We start from the raw sequence: 16,853 nt of genomic DNA, 5'->3' as shown, positions 1-16,853 counted from the left end.
TGTCCCCGGCCTCAGAGGGTGACGGCGCCGCTGGCTGCGGCATCGTTTTGCTTCGGGCATGGCTGTGCTTCCGCCTTGCCCACGCTGTTGCTCGCACTGTCCCCCATCGGCCCCACGAAGTTGTGCATCCCCCTGAACGTCACCTTCCCCGGCGCATGGATCTTGATGCTCGATCCTTCCAGCCTGATGTACGCCCCCGCACTCGTCAGCAGCACGTGCTTGGGCGCCTCCACGGCCACGTCCTTCGCCGTGCTGGCGATCGTCACTTTCTTGTCCGCCGCGATCTTCGTGGCCCCGGTCTGGCTCTGCAGGCTCACCTTGCCGCTGGCCGCGTGCAGCGCGATGCCGCGCTCCTGGTTCGGCTCGCCGCCTTCTCCCGCCTTCGTGCCCACCGTGTACAGGCTCACCCCCTTGGCCACGCTCACCGCGATCTGCCCTTGCGCGGGCAGGTCGACATCCTGGCTCGCGACGATCGCGGTGTGCTGTCCGCTCACGGCGATCACTTCCTTCGGCGTGACGAAGCCGATGCCCATCGGCGCGCTGAACTGCAGGTGCGGCTCGCTGTACGCGGTGACGCTGCCGTGGCCGCCTTCGGTGGCCTTGATCTCGCCGCCGCCCGATCCGTTGCCCGATGCCGCAGCACCGCCCTCCTGCTTCGCCCCCAGCACTTCAGCCACATACTTCAGCGCGGCGATGGTCGGCAGCTCGCCCGGAGCACCTTCGCCCTTGATCTGCGCCTTCTGCGTCTGCGCGCTCTGGGCGAGTGAGGTGGCGAGTTCTTCGGCCTGTTTCGTCTGTTGCTGCGCTTCGCGGCTCGCCATGAACGCGCCCTTGGCGTTCGGCTGGGCATAGGCGCTCACGAGCAGGCCTGCGCCCGCGCGGATGGCGCCTTGCGCGGTGGTGGCCAGTTCGGCGCCGTGGCCGCGGCCCTTGCCGCGGGCGTTGTCGTCCTGCTGCTTGTGGTGGCCCAGGTGCAGGCGGCTGCTGGCCTGGGTGGTGGCCAGGCTGGTGCTGCCCTGGCCCGGGGTGTCGTCGAAGACGAGCTGGTTGTAGCCGCCGTCGCCGCTCTGGCTGGCGCTCAGTTCCTGGGTCTTGATGCCGCTGAAGACGGCGTTGTGCGCGTGCTCCTTGGCGCCCTTGCCTTCGCCGGCGAACCACGCCGGCGCGTTGCCGGTGGACTGGGCGGCGCCTGCGGGTTTCTGGTTGTGCTGGGCGTCGACCTGGCCGGCGCCGTTGTACAGCGCGGCGACGACCACGGGGCGGTCGATATCGCCGTGGTGGAACTCGACGAGCACTTCCTGCCCCACGCGCGGCAGGCTCATCTGGCCCCAGTTGTCGCCGGCGGCGCTGGCGGCCACGCGCACCCAGGCGCCCAGGCGGTCGGCGGCGGGCGCGTTGTCCTGGCCGTCGGTGCGCGACTGGCGTGCGCTGGACGCACTGCCGCGCTGCCAGTGGAACTGCACCTTGATGCGGTGGTCGCGGTCGGTGTGCACCGGGGCATCGCCGCCGCCCACGCCGATGACGATGGCGCTCTGGCTGCCGTGCACGCTGGGCTTGGGGTGGATTCGCTGACCGTGGCCGTCCAGGCTCAGCGGCCGGTAGGGGATGGCCGCGCGCACGGTGGTGAATTCGTTGCGGTAGTGGGTGACGGCGTCTGCGGTCGTATCGCCGTTGCCGCTGTCGAACACGGTGGCGATGTCGGGCAAGCCCAGCCGCTCGCCGATGCCGGTCTTCAGGTCTTCGTCGAAGTTGTTGCGCGCGATGTGGCGCACGGCCAGCACGGCGAAGCGGCGGTCCTGCTCGCTGTCCTTGTCGTGCTGTTCGTGCCCGCTCAGCGTGAAGGTGGTGGCGGGCGCCAGGGTGCGCACGGCACTGCGGCCTTCGAAGCGCTTGTTGCGCAGTTCCAGCGCCTGCAGGGCGTTGGCGAGCAGGCGCTCGCCTTGTGCACTGGTCTCCCATCCGTAGGCGCCGGGGTCATCGCTCCAGTGCAGGGTGCGCTGGCCCGCGGCGCGGCTTTGCTGCTGCACGGGGCAGGCGTTCACGCTCTTGTAGTCCCAGCTTTGCTGCGCGAGGCTGTTGGTCTGCAGCTGGCGGTGGCCGCGCCACTGCTGGATGGTGTCCTGGCGCTCGCTGGCGTCGGCGCGGTGAAAACGGATGGTGGGCTGGGCGTTGGCGCGGAAGGCACCGTTGTGGTCGGCGATGACGAGCGTGTGGCTGCCCAGTGCGCCGTCTTTGCCGGTGGCGTGTTCGAACCAGTAGCACAGGCCTTCTTCCGCCAGCAGGCGCGCGACGAAGTCGAAGTCGCTCTCCTGGTACTGGGTGGTGATGCCGCGCACGGGGTAGATGTCGCGCTGCGCGATCTCCCAGCGCCACTGGGGCACGAGCTGGCCCTGGCTCTGGTAGCGCCCGAACACGGCGTCCACGATGTCGAACACGTTCTGGTGCTGGAACAGGCAGCTGTCCTGGCGATGCCGCAGGAAGGCCATCCACGGTTCGATGACGAGCCGGTAGCGCGCCATGCCGCCGTTGCTCGACACGCACTCGGCCTCGCTCACATGGCCGTGGAAGGGGCGCAGCTCGGTGCGGCTTTGCGCGGTCTGCAGATCGAGCCGCACGCCCTGGCCGATGAGGGTCTTGAGTTCGATGTGCGCGTCATCGCTCAGCGCGGTGAGTTCGAAGCGAAAGCCGCCGCCGTCGATGCACTCCACGCCGTCCAGGCGCTCGGCCAGCAGCTTGTTCTCGCCCAGCGGCGTGTGCAGCACCAGCAGGCGATCGCGCTGCGTGGTGCCCGCGCGCATGAGCCCGCCGAGCGAGGCCGATGTGAAGGTCGTCGTCATTGTTCTGGTTCTCCCGTGGGCACGCGCGGCTGCTGCGCCTAGGTGATCCGGTAGCGGAATTCGCCGCCCTTGCCGCAGCTGGCCTTGATCTTGGCCAACGGCGTCTCGTCGGCCATGCGCGTGAGCACGGCCTCGGCGATCTCGGGCAACAAGGTGCCGTTGAGGATGTGGTCGACGTTGCGCGCGCCCGAGTCGACCTCGGTGCAGCGCGCCAGCACGGCCTCGACCAGCGCATCGTCCCACTCGAACACGGCCTTGTGATTCGTCGCGATGCGGTCGCGGATGCGGCCGAGCTTGAGCGCAATGATCTGCTCCAGCACCGCATCGGTGATCGGATAGAACGGCGCCACCTTCATGCGACCCAGGAAGGCCGGCTTGAAGGCCTTCATGAGCACGGGGCGCAGGGCCTCGGCCAGCGCGTCGGGCGCGGGGCGCTCCTCGTCGGCCTTGTTCAGGCACGCCTGCATGATCTGCGACGAACCGATGTTCGAGGTGAGGATGATCAGCGTGTTGCGGAAGTCGATCTCGCGGCCCTCGGCGTCGTCCATCATGCCCTTGTCGAACACCTGGAAGAACATCTCGAGCACGTCGGGGTGGGCCTTCTCGACCTCGTCGAGCAGCACCACGCTGTAGGGCTGGCGGCGCACGGCCTCGGTGAGCACGCCGCCTTCGCCATAGCCCACGTAGCCGGGCGGCGAGCCCTTCAGGCCCGACACGCTGTGCGCCTCCTGGTACTCGCTCATGTTGATGGTGATGAGCTTCTTCTCGCCGCCGTACAGGATGTCGGCCAGCGCGAGCGCAGTCTCGGTCTTGCCCACGCCCGAAGGGCCGACGAACATGAACACGCCGCGCGGCTTGTTGGGGTCTTCCAGGCGCGCGCTCGCGGTGCGCACGCGCTGGGCCACGGCGGCGAGCGCGTGGTCCTGGCCGATGACGCGCTCGGCCAGCAGGGTGTCGAGGCTGCGCACGGTCTTGATCTCGTCCTTGACCATGCGGCCCAGCGGCACGCCGGTCCAGGCCGAGACGATCTCGGCGACGACGTGGCCGTCGACCTGCAGCGGCACCATCGGCGTGGTGCCTTGCAGTGCGCGCAGTTCGGCGAGCAGGGCGTCGAGTTCGTCGCGCGCAGGGTCGGCGGCGGCCTTCTTGCGGCTGGCGGCGCGGGCTGGCGCCTTCTCCGCCACTGCTGATACAGCCTCGGGCTGCGCAGCCGACTCGTCGCGTTGCGCACGCAGCGCGCGGATGCGTTCGACCAGCGCGTTCTCTTCAGCCAGGCGCTGCTGGCTCGCGGCCAACTCGGCCTGCAACGCACTCTTCTGCTCCGCCAGTTCGGCCAGGCGCGCTTCATGGCGCCCGCCGGCCGCGGTGTCGCGCACCAGCGCGGCGCTCTCGGCCTCGATGCGTTCGAGGCCGCGGTTCGCCTCTTCGATCAGCGCCGGCGTCGCGCTCTGGCCGAGCGCCACTTTCGCGCACGCGGTGTCGAGCACACTCACCGCCTTGTCGGGCAGCTGGCGTCCGCTGATGTAGCGGTGCGACAGACGCACGGCCTCGGTGATGGCTTCGTCGAGCACGCGGATGTTGAAGTGCTTCTCCATCAGCGGCACCATGCCGCGCAACATCGCGGCGGCCAGCGTTTCGCTGGGCTCCTCGACCTTCACGACCTGGAAGCGCCGCGCAAGCGCCGCGTCCTTCTCGAAGTATTTCTTGTACTCGCCCCAGGTGGTGGCGGCGATGGTGCGCAGCTCGCCGCGCGCCAGCGCGGGCTTGAGCAGGTTGGCCGCGTCGCTCTGCCCGGCCTGGCCGCCCGCGCCGATCATGGTGTGGGCCTCGTCGATGAACAGCACGATGGGGTGCGGGCTCTTCTTCACTTCGGCGATCACGTTCTTCAGGCGGTTCTCGAACTCGCCCTTCACGCTCGCGCCGGCCTGCAGCAGGCCCATGTCCAGCGTGTGCAGCGCCACGGCGCGCAGCGACTCGGGCACGTCCTGCGCCGCGATGCGCAACGCCAACCCTTCGACCACCGCCGTCTTGCCGACGCCGGCCTCGCCCGTGAGGATGGGGTTGTTCTGGCGCCGGCGCATCAGGATGTCGATGACCTGGCGGATCTCGGTGTCGCGGCCGATGACGGGGTCGAGCGCGCCGTCCTTCGCGCGCTGCGTGAGGTTGGTGGTGAACTGGTCGAGCGCAGGCGTCTTGCCGGGCACGCCCGCGGCCAGCGGGTCGGCCGACGCTTGCTGCGCGTCGCCCTCGGTGGCCGCGCCCGAGGCGCCGGCCTCGGCCGCTTCGCTCGACCCGTCGGTGAGCTTGTCGAAGTCGTGCTTCAGGTCTTCGAGGCGGATCTTCGCGAACAGCGGCGAGCCGCGCTGCGCCAGCTGCGCGAGGTCGGGCTGGGTCAGCAGCGCGAGCAGCAGGTGGCCCGAGCGGATCTGTGCCGCGTGCGCGTCGAGCGAGGCCAAGAGCCATGCCTGCTGGAACAGCTGCTGCAGGTGCTGCGAGAACACGGGCGTGCGCGTGTTGCCGTTCTTGAAGGTCTGGATCTCGCGTTCCAGGTCCGACTGGATCGCGGTGGCGCTGATGCGGTTGGCGCGCAGCACACGCGCGAGGTCGTTGTCGGTCTGCTCCAGCAGCGCCAGGAAGAGGTGCTCCAGGTCGACCTCGTAGTGGCCGTGGGCCAGGCACAGGTTGGCGGCGCGCTGCGTGGCCATGCGGGCGCTGGCGTTGAGCTTGGTGATCAGTGTCTTCAGCGAGGTGCTCATGAGCGGTGGTGTTTTTCTGTCGGTCGTGTTCGTTGAAAGGGTCACTGCAGGGGCTGAAGCTCGTACTGCGTGTCGCTGCGGTCGCCCTCGGCCTCGCGGGTGGTGATGAAGCTGTCCCAGCCGAGGTGGCTGCCGCCGCTGTCGCTGAGCTGCACGGCGGCCACTTCTTCGCGCGCCAGGATCAGGCGCACTTCGTATTCGCAGGTCACGCCGGCGAGCAGCGCCAGCATCTTTTCGAGCGCCTTCGCATGCGCGCGGCCCGGAAAGAACTCGCGCAGCGCGCTGCGCTTGAGCGGGCCGATCCACAGGCGGATGCGCAGGTCGCGCTGCCAGATGCGCTCGCCCGCCATTGCGTTCTGGCCCAGGCTCACGTTGCCTTCGCCCAGCCTGGAGCGCTGCTGCACAGGCATGTCGTACCACTTGCCCAGGAACTGCTCGATGCGGATGTGGCTGCGGAAGTAATCGGACAGCACGCGCTGCAGGTACGCCGCCGACATCGGCCGGTGGCGCACCGCGGCGGCGTAGCCGGCCACGGTCTCGTCGAACACGGTGCCCGTGCCGTCGGTCAGCGGATCGCGCTGGGCCGTGTGCTCCAGCCCGGCCATCGACAGCAGCACCGGCAGGTAGGCGCGGCTGCGCTCGTGCTCGTAGTGCAGCGGCAGGCGGTACTTGCGCCAGGCGGCATAGAAGAGCGCGGCGGCGCGGTTGCTGAACACGTCCAGAAAGGCGCGCGCCGAGCTGTCGCGCAGATGCTGCTCGCGGCGCATCAGCATCTCGGTGTAGACGATGGGCAGGGCGCCCGACACGCCCAGCATGCCGAACGAGGCGGGCGTGAGTTCGATGCGGCTCAGGCCGTGCTCGTCCTCATGCGACAGCGGCGGCTCGCACAGCTGCGCGCCCGACATCAGCTCGCCCACGGCGTCGCGCACCGCCAGCGCCTCGATCTCGCTGGGCGGGAAGTTCAGGCTCGTGGAGCTGCGAAAGCGCACCCAGCGCGGCACCATGCGCTCGCCGGGCACCAGGCGCTGGTGCACGTCGCGCTCCTGCCGCTTGAGCAGCATGAGCTCGATCAGCCGCACCGCCTGGAAAAACTCGAAGCGGTAGGGTTCGCGCAGCAGCCTTTCGGCTACAGGAGGATCGATTCGCCGCTGCGGGGCTTGCATCGCACCAGCTCCTCCTTGTCGCGCGCCGAAACGATCACCAATTGAGTGAAGCTGTTCAGGTGCACATAGAGACCGAAGAAATGGTCCATCACGCGGGCAAAGGCCTGCAGGCTGCTGCCCACGAAGCCGGTCTCGTCGACCGTGAGCTTGAGCTCGATGCCGCGCACGAAGGTCGCGAAGGGCTTGCCGGGCAACCACTGCGTGGTGGCCTGCTGCTCGATCGCGGTGATGGCCTCGATCTGCCGCGCCGACACGGCCGAGCGGCCCAGGTCGTACAGCCGCAGCATTTCCTTCAATGCCGGCAGCCCGCTGGTGGCCAGCGACAGGTGGTTGAGCGACAGGTGCGACACCAGCCGCCACTGCACGCCCTTGCCGCGCGGCATGCGCAGCGTCTGCGTCGGGCGGCGCAGCATGCGGATCGAGCGCGCCACCGAGTTGCCCTCGATGAACAGGTCGCCGCCGGGCAGGCCGAAGGCCAGCGAATGCGGCAGGTCGCGGTTGGTGCAGGTGAGGTCGATGCTCAGCGTTTCGGTCTGCGGCAGCGAGGGCTGGAAGTCGATGTCGACGATCGAGAGCTCGGTCTCGTAGCCCGGGCTGCGCTGCGCCACGAGTTCGTTGCGCCGCGCGAACCAGTAGTGCTCGGCTTCCTTCGGATGCTCGCCGTGGTGCAGCGAGTAGAAGGGCCGGAACTCGATGTAGGCGTCGCCCTCGGCGGTCTGCTTCACGAGCTTGACCGAGTCGATGCTGTAGACCTCGAAGCCGAAGGCGCGGCGCGCGTCGGCCACCACCGGGTAGGCGGCGGCGGCGTGCGTGACGCGGATCGGGTCGCTGCGCTGCTTGAAGAGGTTGATGACGGGCGTGCAGCCCAGGCGCAGATTGCGGCTGGACACGCCCTCGAGCAGCCGCGCCGTGGGCGAATCGGCGCGCACGCCGGTCATCACGAGGTGCAGCGTGATCGAGCGGCACGAGCCGATGTGGCGCAGCGCGTTCGCCAGGTCGATGTCGACGAAGTTGAATTTCTCGGGGAACGCGAAGTACTCGCTCAAGAGGCGGTAGGCCGGGTGCGAGCGCGGCGGCAGTTCGATGAGCGCGTCGGCCTCGTCGAAACCGACCGGGTGCAGCGCCTCGCCCTGCACCAGCGTCCACTTGCCGCTGCGCTCGGGCTCCACGAAGACGGCGGCCGTCTTCAAGAAGATGGCGTCGGCCAGCGCCGTGGCCAGCGAGGGCTCGGCATCGATGAAGGTGCGCAGGCGCGCCAGCGTGAGCGCCAGGGTGCCGAGCGACTTCTGCTCGCCGGTGGCCTCGAGCGTGACCGACAGGCAGCCCGTGGCATTGCGCGGCAGCGAGGCCTGCGCGGGCGCGTTGACCACCGAGTGGTAGACCACGTTCGACACCTGCACCGCCGCCAGCGTGACGTCGTACACGCTGCGAAAACGGCAGGCGCCGCCGCGCACCGGCTGCGAGGTCAGCTCGGTGCCGCGCGCGATGGTGACGGGCTTGCTGAGCTTGGCGAGCGCCGCGCCGCCGGCGTCGAACTGCGCGATGGAGCACGACGGAAAGGGCCGCAGGTAGTGCGGGTACATCACCTCGAGCAGCGCTTCGGTGAGCTCGGGGTAGTCGTCGTCGAGCTTCTTGCTGATGCGGGCCGTGAGCAGCGCGAACGACTGGATCATGCGTTCGACGTGCGGGTCTTCGCTGGCGTCGGCCGAGATGGCCAGGCGCGCGGCGATCTTCGGGTAGCCCTTGGCGAACTCCTGCGAGTAGCCGCGCAGGAAGGCCAGCTCGCGTTCGTAGAAGGGCAGCAACTCGTCCATGGTGTGCGTCGTGTGCGCGGATCGTGGCGCTAGGCGTACCGGCTCTTGCCGGTGCCGCGGGTGATGGAGTACTGCAGCGTCGTGGGCTGCAGCATGGCGTCGAAGTTCACCGGCTCGGCCAGTTCGGGCAGAACGAGCAAGGCGGTGATTCCGAAATACAGCATGTGGGTGCTGGCCTGGCCGTCGACCTCGAGCGACACCGAGACATCGCGCAGGCGCGACTCGTGGCGCGCAATGGCTTGCTCCAGCGAGCGGCAGATGAACGATCGGTCGTAGTGGCTGGCCAGGCTCAGGCCCGAGAAATCGCTCAGGCCGTAGGTCATGACGGAACGCCGGCACTCGGGGTAGGCCTGGAGCTTGGCGTCGTCGAAGACCATGCGCGTGTTGAGCAGGGATTCGAGGTCGCGTGCGACCACGTTCTTGACCTCGTCAAGCGACAAATGCCGCAGCACCGGCGAAGCCGGCCCGCGCCAGTCGTCATCGAACAGCTTGTCGAGCAGGCCCGGTTCGAATCCTGTCATGGGTCACTCCCTGTCTCTCGCGTCGAGCAACGGGCAAGGCGCCGCGCGAGGGGCGCGGCGCCAAAAAGAAACCGCGGCCTCTCGCCGCGGTCGACATCGCCCGACTGGCGTCAGACCGAGTAGGTCTTGTCGTTCTTCGTGAGGCTCCAGGCGCCTTGCGAGTTGCCGCCCTGGTTGCCGCCGATCTTCTGCTGCGTGTACTTCCACTGCACGGCGGCGTACTTCAGCGAGAAGGTCTCGCTCGGCACGCTGGCCACATCGGTGCTCACGACCTTCGGGTTCACGCTGGCGATCAGCACGTACTTGAGCTTGATCTCCATGTACTGCACGCGCTTGCCTTCGCCGTCGGCACGGTAGAACTGCACCGTGACTTCGTCGAAGGTGGTGCCGCCCGACGCGTGCTGGTACAGCAGCGGGCTGACGACGTCCATGTCCTTCGTGAAGATCATCTCGCCGTGCTCGCAGCGCTCGGCGGTGTGGCCGCCGGCGGTCGACGCGGTGGCCGAGCGCGGCTGCACGATGCTGTGCTGCCACGAGCTGACTTCGATCCAGTCCTTGTGGTCCTTGTCCTGCGACTCGCCGTTGATGGCCGGGCTGCCGAACTTGACGTAGATATCTTTCATGTTTCTTCCCCTTCTTGATTGATTACTGACAGTTAACGTGTTGCAGCACGGCCCCTCGGCCGCGCACCCGATCTGCCTCCTTACTTATTCACTGACTTCGGCAGATCGGCGACCAAGCGCAGTGAAATAGACAGTTCATCCAGCTGGAAGTGCGGCCGCAGGAACGCGACCGCGCGGTACACGCCGGGCCGCCCGGGCACTTCGCCGACCTGGATGGCGGCTTCGCGCAGCGGGAATTGGGCTTTCTGTTCCTGCGTCGCGTTGTCGTCGAGCAGCACGTACTGCGCGATCCAGCGGTTCAGGAACTGTTCGACGTTGTGCGCCGAGGCAAAGCTGCCGATCTTGTCGCGCATCATGGCCTTGAGGTAGTGCGCGATGCGGGACACCGAGAAGATGTACTGCAGCTGCGCCGAGAGCACCGCGTTGGCGTTGGCACTGTCGGTGTTGTACTTCTTGGCCTTCTGCAGCGACTGCGCGCCGAAGAACGCCGCGTAGTCGGAGTTCTTGCAGTGCACGAGCGGAATGAAGCCCAGGTCGCTGAGCTCCTTTTCGCGCCGGTCGGTGATGGCGATCTCGGTCGGGCACTTCAGGGCGATCTCGCCCTCGTCGGTCTTGAAGGTGTGCGTGGGCAGGTCTTCGACCAGGCCGCCGCCTTCGACACCGCGGATGGCCGCGCACCAGCCGAAGTCGTCGAACGCAGCCGTCAGGCGCGTGGCGAAGGCCCAGGCGGCGTTGCACCAGAGGTACTTGGCGTGGTCGGTGCCGTCGACGTCTTCGACGAAGTTGAAGCTGTCGACCACCGTGCCTTCGCGCGGGTGGTAGGGCAGGCGCCCGAGGAAGCGCGGCAGCGTGAGGCCCACGTAGCGCGAGTCTTCCGAATCGCGGAACGACTTCCACTTGGCGTACTCGACGGTGTCGAACACCTTGGCCATGTCGCGCGGCTTGCCCAGGTCGGCAAAGCTTTCCAGGCCCAGCAGCTCGGGCGAGGCCGCGCCGATGAAGGGCGCGTGGGCGGCAGCCGCCACGTGCGCCATCTGGTCCAGGAAGTACATGTCTTCGGGCTGGCGCGTGACGTCGAAGTCGCCCACCAGCGCGCCGAACGGCGCACCGCCGAAGGTGCCGAACTCTTCTTCGTAGACCTTCTTGAACATCGCGCTCTGGTCGAACTCGACGGCGGCCTTGAAGTCGCGGATCAGGTCGCGCTTGGTGGCGTTGATGACCTTGATCTTGAGCATGGTGCCGGTCGGCGTTTCCTTGACCAGGTACTCCAGGCCGCGCCAGGTGCTCTCCAGCTTCTGGAACTCGGGCGCGTGCATCACGGCGCTGAGCTGGGCGGAGATGAGCGCGTCCAGGTCAGCCACGCGGGCGTCGATCATGGCCGACACGTTGTCCGAGACGATCACCGAGCCTTCGAGGACCTGGCTGACCAGTTCGCCGATGAGGTCCTTGGTGCGCGTGTGTTCCACGTCGGACTTGGCGACCTTGCTCTTCTCGACGATCTGGTCGAGCAGGTCGACCGAGGCTTCCGACGAAGCGGCACCGCTCGATGCCGATAGTGCTTGCGCGGTCATGGTCAGCTTTCGTCCTTCTTGCCAACGCCCTGTCCCAGGCGCTGGAGTTGCTCGGTGTTGTTCAGCACGTCGGCCAGCAGGTCTTCGAGCTTGCTGTTGCCGGCCATCTTGTTGCGCAGGTCGGCCAGCTTGGTGCGCGCGTCGAGCAGGCGCTTGAGCGGCTCGATCTGCTCGACGACGGCTTCGGGCGAGAAGGCGTCCATCGAGTTGAAGGTGAGGTCGACGCCGAAGCTGCCGCCGCGCCCGTCGAGCTTGTTCGGCACCTGGAAGGCGGCACGCGGAGCCACGCCCTTCATGACGTCGTCCATGTTGTCGCGGTCGATGCTGACGAACTTGCGGTCCTTGAGCTTGGGCTGCTCCACCTCGGACTGGCCCGCCAGGTCGGCGATCACGCCGACGACGAAAGGCAATTCCTTTTTCTCGATGGCGTCACCGAGTTCCACGTCGTACGTGAGTTGCACGCGCGGCGGGCGCACTTTTTGAAGCCGCTTCTGCACGCTCTGTCTTTTGGTCGCCATAAGTTTCAATACCTTCGCAATAGGACTGAGAAACGAATTAAAAAGTTGTACGGCCTATTTGGAAACCGCACGCCCATTCGTTAATACATTGGTTTAAGAAACCAATTCAAAAACAAAATAATTACTTGAGGGCGTCAAATGGATTGCCGCCACCGGCGCGCGGGGCGGGCGCGGCAGGTGCCGGGCGCGGCGCGGCGACCGGGGCCGGGGCCGGCCGTGCGGCGGCGACCGGGGTCGGCGCTGCGGCAGACGATGACGACGGCGCGGGTGCCGGGCTGGGGGCCGCGGCGCGGCGCGTGGGCGTCGGCCGGGCTTCGGGGCTGGCAGGCACCAGGACCGACAGGCCCAGGGTTTCGCGCAGCAGGGCGGCCAGGCGGTAGGCGTCGGCGTTGGCGTCGCCGCTCAGGCTGCTGTCCTTGCCCAGGTCCTCGATGGAGCGGGCTGCCAGGCGCAGGCCGCCCACGGCGGTGATGCTCTTGGCCTGGCGGCTGGACGGGTCGCGGCGCAGCGACTCCTCGGCGGCCGAGATGGCCAGGCTGTAGCGGCCTTCGTTGAAGTAGATCTGCGCGATGCGCGACCACGGCTCACCGCGGGTCGGGTTGTCGGTGGCGAGCTGCTGGTACTGGCGGATGACGGGCGCCTTGTCGCCGGTGGCGGCAGCCGCGGCGGCATCGGCGTCGGCGAGGCTCTTGTTGTAGGCCGCGGTGGCCTGGGCAACGGCCGCGTCCGGCGTGGTGGTACAGGCCGACAAAAAGACGGTGCTCGCAATGGCACCGGCAATCATCGTGCGAGTCATGATTTTTCGAATCGACACATTCCCCCCTGGTCTGACTTTTTTTGGCAGGCCGCAATCATTCATTAATTTGCGACCGGTGACAATAACAATACACGATACTACATCGGCATTGATGGCAAATGACGGGAGAGGATGAATGCTAATTTCCTAATCGAAAGTCATGTTTGAAATGACGTAATCCTATTTGGTCCATCGGAATTTTGTTACGACTCGTCTTTTAATGAAAACATTAATTACATCCGGCGCGCTGCTGGCCGCGTTGATGCTCGGCGGGTGCAGCTCGCCGGCGCTCACGATCGCCAACATCGCGCTGGAGGCGAGCGGGCTGAAGAAGCCCGAGCTGCCCGAGTCGCAGAAGCCCCCGCGCAAGGTGACGATGTCGATCGCCGCGGGCAAGAACCTCAACGCCGACAGCCGCAACCGCCCGCTGGCCGTGGTGATGCGCATCTACAAGCTGAAGGAGACGACGGGCTTCTACCAGTCGTCCTTCGATGCCTTCGTCACGCCGGGGCGCGACAAGACGCAGCTGGGCGACGACCTCGTCGAGAGCCGCGAGATCACGCTCATTCCCGACCAGCAATACACCTGGACCGAGACCGTGCCGCGCACCGCGAACGCGGTGGCCGTGGTGCTGCTGTTCCACTCGCCCGACGCACAGCGATGGCGCTTCGCCTTCAACGCCGCGGACGCCGAAAAGACCGGCATCGTGATGGGCGCGCATGCCTGCGCGCTCACCGTCACGACAGGCGCGGTGGTGGGCCAGCAGAACGCACAAGGCGCGGCCCCCACGGGCGCGCTCAACCTCCTGGGGCCGGTGACTTGCCGGCCCTCGCCCGCCTGATCTGTAGCGACGGCGGGGCCGTTCAAGTCGACACGACGATGCGATACATTCAAAAAAAATTGTGGGGAGTTGATCCGACGTGAGCTACGCAGCCAAGGTCCTCTGGGGAGAGGGCTTGTTTCTACGCCCCCAGCACTTCCAGCGCCAAGACGCGTACCACGAGGCGCGCCTGCGCGCCACGGCGCAGACGCTGCATCCGTACTTCTGGGGCGTGCGCTCCATCAGCTTCGACCTCGATGCGCTGGCCAGCGGCATGCTGCGCGCCTCGCAGCTGTCGCTGGTATTCCCCGACGGTGAGCCCTACGCGGCGCCGCAGGCCGACGCGCTGCCTCCGCCCATCTCGCTGGACACGCTGAGCCCGGGCCAGAACGAGATCACCTTCTACCTGGTGCTGCACCCGGTGAAGGAGCTCGGCAAGAACTACACCGACCCCAACGAGGAAGGCTTTGCCGCGCGCTACACCAGCGACGCGACGCAGTCGCTCGACCTGTACACCAACGCCGTGAGCGCCGAGGTGGTGTTCCTGCGCAAGAGCGTGAAGCTCTTGGCCGACACCGAGCCGCGCGAGCAGTTCGTGTCGATCCCGGTGATCCGCATCCGCCGCACCGCCGCGGGCGGCTTCGAGATCGACCGCAGCTTCGTGCCGCCGTGCACCAGCATCGACGCCTCGCCCACCGTGTTCCAGCAGCTGCGCCGGCTGCTCGACGTGCTGCAGGCCAAGGTCAATTCGCTGTACGGCATCCACCGCGAGCCGAGCAAGAACATCATCGAGTTCCGCTCGGGCGACATCGCCTCGTTCTGGCTGCTGCACACGGCCAACTCGGCGTTCGCCTCGCTCTCGCACCTGTTCCATCACCCGTCGCTGCACCCGGAGCGGCTGTTCCAGGAACTGCTGAGCCTGGCCGGCGCGCTGATGACGTTCGCCAAGACCTACTCGCTGAACGACCTGCCGGTGTACGACCACGAGAAGCCCGGCCCGGCCTTCGCCGAGCTCGACCGCATCGTGCGCGACCTGCTCGACACGGTCATCTCCACGCGCTACTTCGCCATTGCGCTCACCGAGACGCGCAACGCCTTCTACCTGGGGCGCCTGGACTCCGGAAAGATCGACGAGAAGACCGTGTTCTACATGTCGGTCACCGCCAGCATGCCGGCCGCCGAACTGGCCGAGGTGGTGCCGCAGCGCTTCAAGATCGGCGCGCCCGAAGACGTCGACAAGCTGGTGCTCTCGGCCATGCCGGGCGTGCGCATCGTCTACGCGCCGCAGGTGCCGCCGGCCATTCCGATCCGCGCGGGCGCCTGCTACTTCTCCATCGACAGCAAGAGCCAGCTGTACGACCGCATGCTGCAGGCGCAGAGCGTCACCATCTACGCGCCGGCCGGCATCCCCGACATGCAACTCGAACTGATCGCCGTGACCGGCTGATCACCCGCCCGATCGTATGAACACCACCACCCTCAACAAGGCCCCTTCCCTGCTGGGCGCCGACGCGCCGCCCGCCTCGTTCACGCCGGCCGGCGTGGCGCCCGACGCCGACTCCAGCCTGCTCGACCTGCTGTACGACGGCTTCGTGATGCTGTTCCTGCTCAAGAAGAAGCAGCAGCCGGCCACCACCGAGCAGTTCCTCACGGGCATCCGCAACTACCTGGGCGAGTTCGAGCGCAACGCGCGCAAGCTCGACGCCACGGCCGAGCAGATCCACGCGGCCAAGTACGCCTTCTGCGCCACGGTCGACGAGTTCGTGCTCTCGGCGCCCGAGTTCGCCATCCGCTCCGAGTGGGAGCGCCGGCCGCTGCAGCTCACGCTGTTCGGCGACCAGCTGGCAGGCGAGAACTTCTTCAACATGCTCGAGGTCGAGCGGGCCCACGGCGCCGCGCGCATCCAGACGCTCGAGGTGTTCTACATGTGCCTGCTGCTGGGCTTCCAGGGCAAGTACGCCATCGACGGCACCGAGAAGCTGGCCTACCTCACGGCGCGCGTGGGCGACGAGATTGCCAACGCGCGCGGCAAGCGCACGCCCTTCGCGCCGCACTGGCCGCTGCCCGACCTGATCTCGCATTCGCTCAAGCGCGAGGCGCCGCAGTGGGTGGTGGCCGCGCTGTTCGCGCTCATCGGGCTGCTGGGCTTCATCGGCCTGTCGGCGCACCTGGGCAGCACCACGCAGGGCGCGCTCGCGAGCTACCAGGACATCGTGAAGCTCGGCCCGCGCCAGGCCAACCTGACGATCTCGCTGCCATGACCACGGCCGCGACGAACCGCCTCGACCTCGCGGCCCTGCTGGCCCCAATCTCGGAGGCCAAGCCCTGCGGCGAGGACATGCTGTTCTCGCGCGAGTTCGACGCCATTCAAGAAGCGCGCAAGCACGACGACCCTTCGCTCGAACAGGGCGAATGGGTGATCGAGCTGAAGGAAGCCAACTGGCCCTTCGTGATTGCCGAGTGCGACAAGCTGCTGCGCGCGTCCACCAAGGATCTGCGCCTGGGCGTGTGGCTCACCGACGCGCTGGCCAGCCAGCGCGGCTTCGAGGGGCTGGCCGACGGCTACCGCCTGCTCAGCGGCCTGTGCCGCCAGTACTGGGACGAACTGCATCCGCAGCCCGAGGGCGGCGACATCGAGATGCGCATCGGCACGGTCACGTGGCTGATCTCGCGCTCGGTCGAGCTGCTGCAGCGCGCACCCATCGTGAGCGACGGCAGCACCGGCCACAGCGCGCTGGTCTGGGAGACCGCGCTGGCGCTCGACCAGGCCATCCGCCGCACGCCGGCGCAGGCCGACGAGTTGCAGCGCAACAAGGTGACGCTCGACCAGTTCGACCGCCTGCGCCGCGCCACGCCCGCGAAGTTTTTGCAGAAGACGCACCGCGACGTGCAGGCCTGCGAGCAGGCGCTGGCCGAGTTCGAGGCCGTGTTCGACGAACGCACCGCCTCCAACGGCCCGAGCTTTCGCGCCGCGAAGGACGCGGCCACGGCCATCCGCCAGGCCGTCGAGCGCTTCGCGCGCGAGGCCGGCGTGCCGATCGACAACGGCGCGGCGCCGCAAGCCACCGCCGCTGCACCGGCCGCCAGCGCACCGGCTGCCCCGACCCGCATCGAACCTGTCTTCGACGCCGCCATGCCCCATTCATCCCCCACCTACCACGCGGCGGCGCATGTGCCCACCGCGCTGCCGCCCGGCATCCACAGCCGCGCGCAGGCCATCGCGCAGCTCAAGGAAGTGGCGGCCTATTTCGAGCAGACCGAGCCCTCGAGCCCGGCCGCCTACATGGCGAACAAGGCCGCGCGCTGGGCCGACATGCCGCTGCATGCGTGGCTGCGCAACGTGATCAAGAACGAGCAGGAGCTGGCGCAGCTGGTGGACCTGCTTGACTTGCCCAAGGGCGACGACGAGTCGCGTTGACTGCGCGCTGAGCGAA

The 16,853-nt window shown here is 67.7% G+C and carries 13 protein-coding genes; 4 read left to right on the top strand and 9 right to left on the bottom strand.

The features are described 5' to 3' along the window. Window positions 1-11: 11 nt before the first annotated feature. The 9 genes from AC07Q9_RS19175 to AC07Q9_RS19135 all read right to left on the bottom strand — a co-directional run bounded on the left by AC07Q9_RS19175 (window position 12) and on the right by AC07Q9_RS19135 (window position 12,599). A complete protein-coding gene (locus AC07Q9_RS19175) occupies window positions 12-2,837 on the bottom strand; it encodes a type VI secretion system Vgr family protein (RefSeq protein WP_495311320.1) in 2,826 nt (941 codons plus the stop codon). Between the two features lie 38 nt (window positions 2,838-2,875). Further along, window positions 2,876-5,593 carry a type VI secretion system ATPase TssH gene (gene tssH, locus AC07Q9_RS19170; RefSeq protein WP_495311318.1) on the bottom strand — a complete coding sequence of 906 codons (2,718 nt, stop codon included), beginning with the start codon at window positions 5,591-5,593 and terminating at the stop codon, window positions 2,876-2,878. A 41-nt stretch (window positions 5,594-5,634) separates the two neighbouring features. Further along, window positions 5,635-6,756 (bottom strand): type VI secretion system baseplate subunit TssG, encoded by a 1,122-nt coding sequence (gene tssG, locus AC07Q9_RS19165; RefSeq protein ID WP_495311317.1) that lies wholly within the window; start codon window positions 6,754-6,756, stop codon window positions 5,635-5,637. Then, window positions 6,720-8,570, bottom strand: a complete 1,851-nt coding sequence (gene tssF / locus AC07Q9_RS19160) for a type VI secretion system baseplate subunit TssF (RefSeq protein ID WP_495311315.1) — start codon at window positions 8,568-8,570, stop codon at window positions 6,720-6,722. The genes tssG and tssF overlap by 37 nt, the downstream gene beginning before the upstream one ends. Before the next feature lie 29 nt (window positions 8,571-8,599). Further along, window positions 8,600-9,091, bottom strand: a complete 492-nt coding sequence (tssE, locus tag AC07Q9_RS19155) for a type VI secretion system baseplate subunit TssE (protein WP_062474770.1) — start codon at window positions 9,089-9,091, stop codon at window positions 8,600-8,602. A 110-nt stretch (window positions 9,092-9,201) separates the two neighbouring features. Then, window positions 9,202-9,714, bottom strand: coding sequence for an Hcp family type VI secretion system effector (locus tag AC07Q9_RS19150; RefSeq protein ID WP_062474768.1), 513 nt, complete (start codon window positions 9,712-9,714; stop codon window positions 9,202-9,204). Window positions 9,715-9,794: 80 nt separating this feature from the next. Next, window positions 9,795-11,285, bottom strand: coding sequence for a type VI secretion system contractile sheath large subunit (tssC, locus tag AC07Q9_RS19145; RefSeq protein ID WP_062474765.1), 1,491 nt, complete (start codon window positions 11,283-11,285; stop codon window positions 9,795-9,797). 2 nt (window positions 11,286-11,287) lie between these two features. Beyond that, window positions 11,288-11,803 carry a type VI secretion system contractile sheath small subunit gene (gene tssB / locus AC07Q9_RS19140; protein WP_099793844.1) on the bottom strand — a complete coding sequence of 172 codons (516 nt, stop codon included), beginning with the start codon at window positions 11,801-11,803 and terminating at the stop codon, window positions 11,288-11,290. Between the two features lie 121 nt (window positions 11,804-11,924). Continuing rightward, on the bottom strand, window positions 11,925-12,599 hold the full coding sequence (locus AC07Q9_RS19135; protein ID WP_495311313.1) for a tetratricopeptide repeat protein: 675 nt from the start codon (window positions 12,597-12,599) through the stop codon (window positions 11,925-11,927). Between the two features lie 220 nt (window positions 12,600-12,819). Here AC07Q9_RS19135 and tssJ point away from each other — a divergent pair, with 220 nt between their 5' ends. The 4 genes from tssJ to tssA all read left to right on the top strand — a co-directional run bounded on the left by tssJ (window position 12,820) and on the right by tssA (window position 16,837). Further along, on the top strand, window positions 12,820-13,440 hold the full coding sequence (gene tssJ, locus AC07Q9_RS19130) for a type VI secretion system lipoprotein TssJ (RefSeq protein ID WP_495311310.1): 621 nt from the start codon (window positions 12,820-12,822) through the stop codon (window positions 13,438-13,440). A gap of 79 nt (window positions 13,441-13,519) precedes the next feature. Beyond that, entirely contained in the window at window positions 13,520-14,866 is a 1,347-nt protein-coding gene (tssK, locus tag AC07Q9_RS19125; RefSeq protein WP_062481129.1) for a type VI secretion system baseplate subunit TssK, read from the top strand. Window positions 14,867-14,882: 16 nt separating this feature from the next. Continuing rightward, window positions 14,883-15,680 carry a type IVB secretion system protein IcmH/DotU gene (gene icmH / locus AC07Q9_RS19120; protein ID WP_062481127.1) on the top strand — a complete coding sequence of 266 codons (798 nt, stop codon included), beginning with the start codon at window positions 14,883-14,885 and terminating at the stop codon, window positions 15,678-15,680. Further along, complete coding sequence (tssA, locus tag AC07Q9_RS19115; protein ID WP_495311308.1) at window positions 15,677-16,837, top strand: type VI secretion system protein TssA; 1,161 nt, start codon at window positions 15,677-15,679, stop codon at window positions 16,835-16,837. Before icmH ends, tssA begins: the two co-directional genes overlap by 4 nt. Window positions 16,838-16,853: the final 16 nt, after the last annotated feature.

Source organism: Variovorax sp. GW821-FHT09A10 (genome assembly GCF_059418385.1).
This window is presented reverse-complemented; position numbering and strand designations above follow the sequence as displayed.

Excerpts from the sequence above, each read along its gene's own strand:
- AC07Q9_RS19175 (WP_495311320.1), bottom strand. The coding sequence starts at position 2,837 with ATGACGACGACCTTCACATCGGCCTCGCTCGGCGGGCTCATGCGCGCG.
- tssH (WP_495311318.1), bottom strand. The coding sequence starts at position 5,593 with ATGAGCACCTCGCTGAAGACACTGATCACCAAGCTCAACGCCAGCGCC.
- tssG (WP_495311317.1), bottom strand. The coding sequence starts at position 6,756 with ATGCAAGCCCCGCAGCGGCGAATCGATCCTCCTGTAGCCGAAAGGCTG.
- tssF (WP_495311315.1), bottom strand. The coding sequence starts at position 8,570 with ATGGACGAGTTGCTGCCCTTCTACGAACGCGAGCTGGCCTTCCTGCGC.
- tssE (WP_062474770.1), bottom strand. The coding sequence starts at position 9,091 with ATGACAGGATTCGAACCGGGCCTGCTCGACAAGCTGTTCGATGACGAC.
- AC07Q9_RS19150 (WP_062474768.1), bottom strand. The coding sequence starts at position 9,714 with ATGAAAGATATCTACGTCAAGTTCGGCAGCCCGGCCATCAACGGCGAG.
- tssC (WP_062474765.1), bottom strand. The coding sequence starts at position 11,285 with ATGACCGCGCAAGCACTATCGGCATCGAGCGGTGCCGCTTCGTCGGAA.
- tssB (WP_099793844.1), bottom strand. The coding sequence starts at position 11,803 with ATGGCGACCAAAAGACAGAGCGTGCAGAAGCGGCTTCAAAAAGTGCGC.
- AC07Q9_RS19135 (WP_495311313.1), bottom strand. The coding sequence starts at position 12,599 with ATGACTCGCACGATGATTGCCGGTGCCATTGCGAGCACCGTCTTTTTG.
- tssJ (WP_495311310.1), top strand. The coding sequence starts at position 12,820 with ATGAAAACATTAATTACATCCGGCGCGCTGCTGGCCGCGTTGATGCTC.
- icmH (WP_062481127.1), top strand. The coding sequence starts at position 14,883 with ATGAACACCACCACCCTCAACAAGGCCCCTTCCCTGCTGGGCGCCGAC.
- tssA (WP_495311308.1), top strand. The coding sequence starts at position 15,677 with ATGACCACGGCCGCGACGAACCGCCTCGACCTCGCGGCCCTGCTGGCC.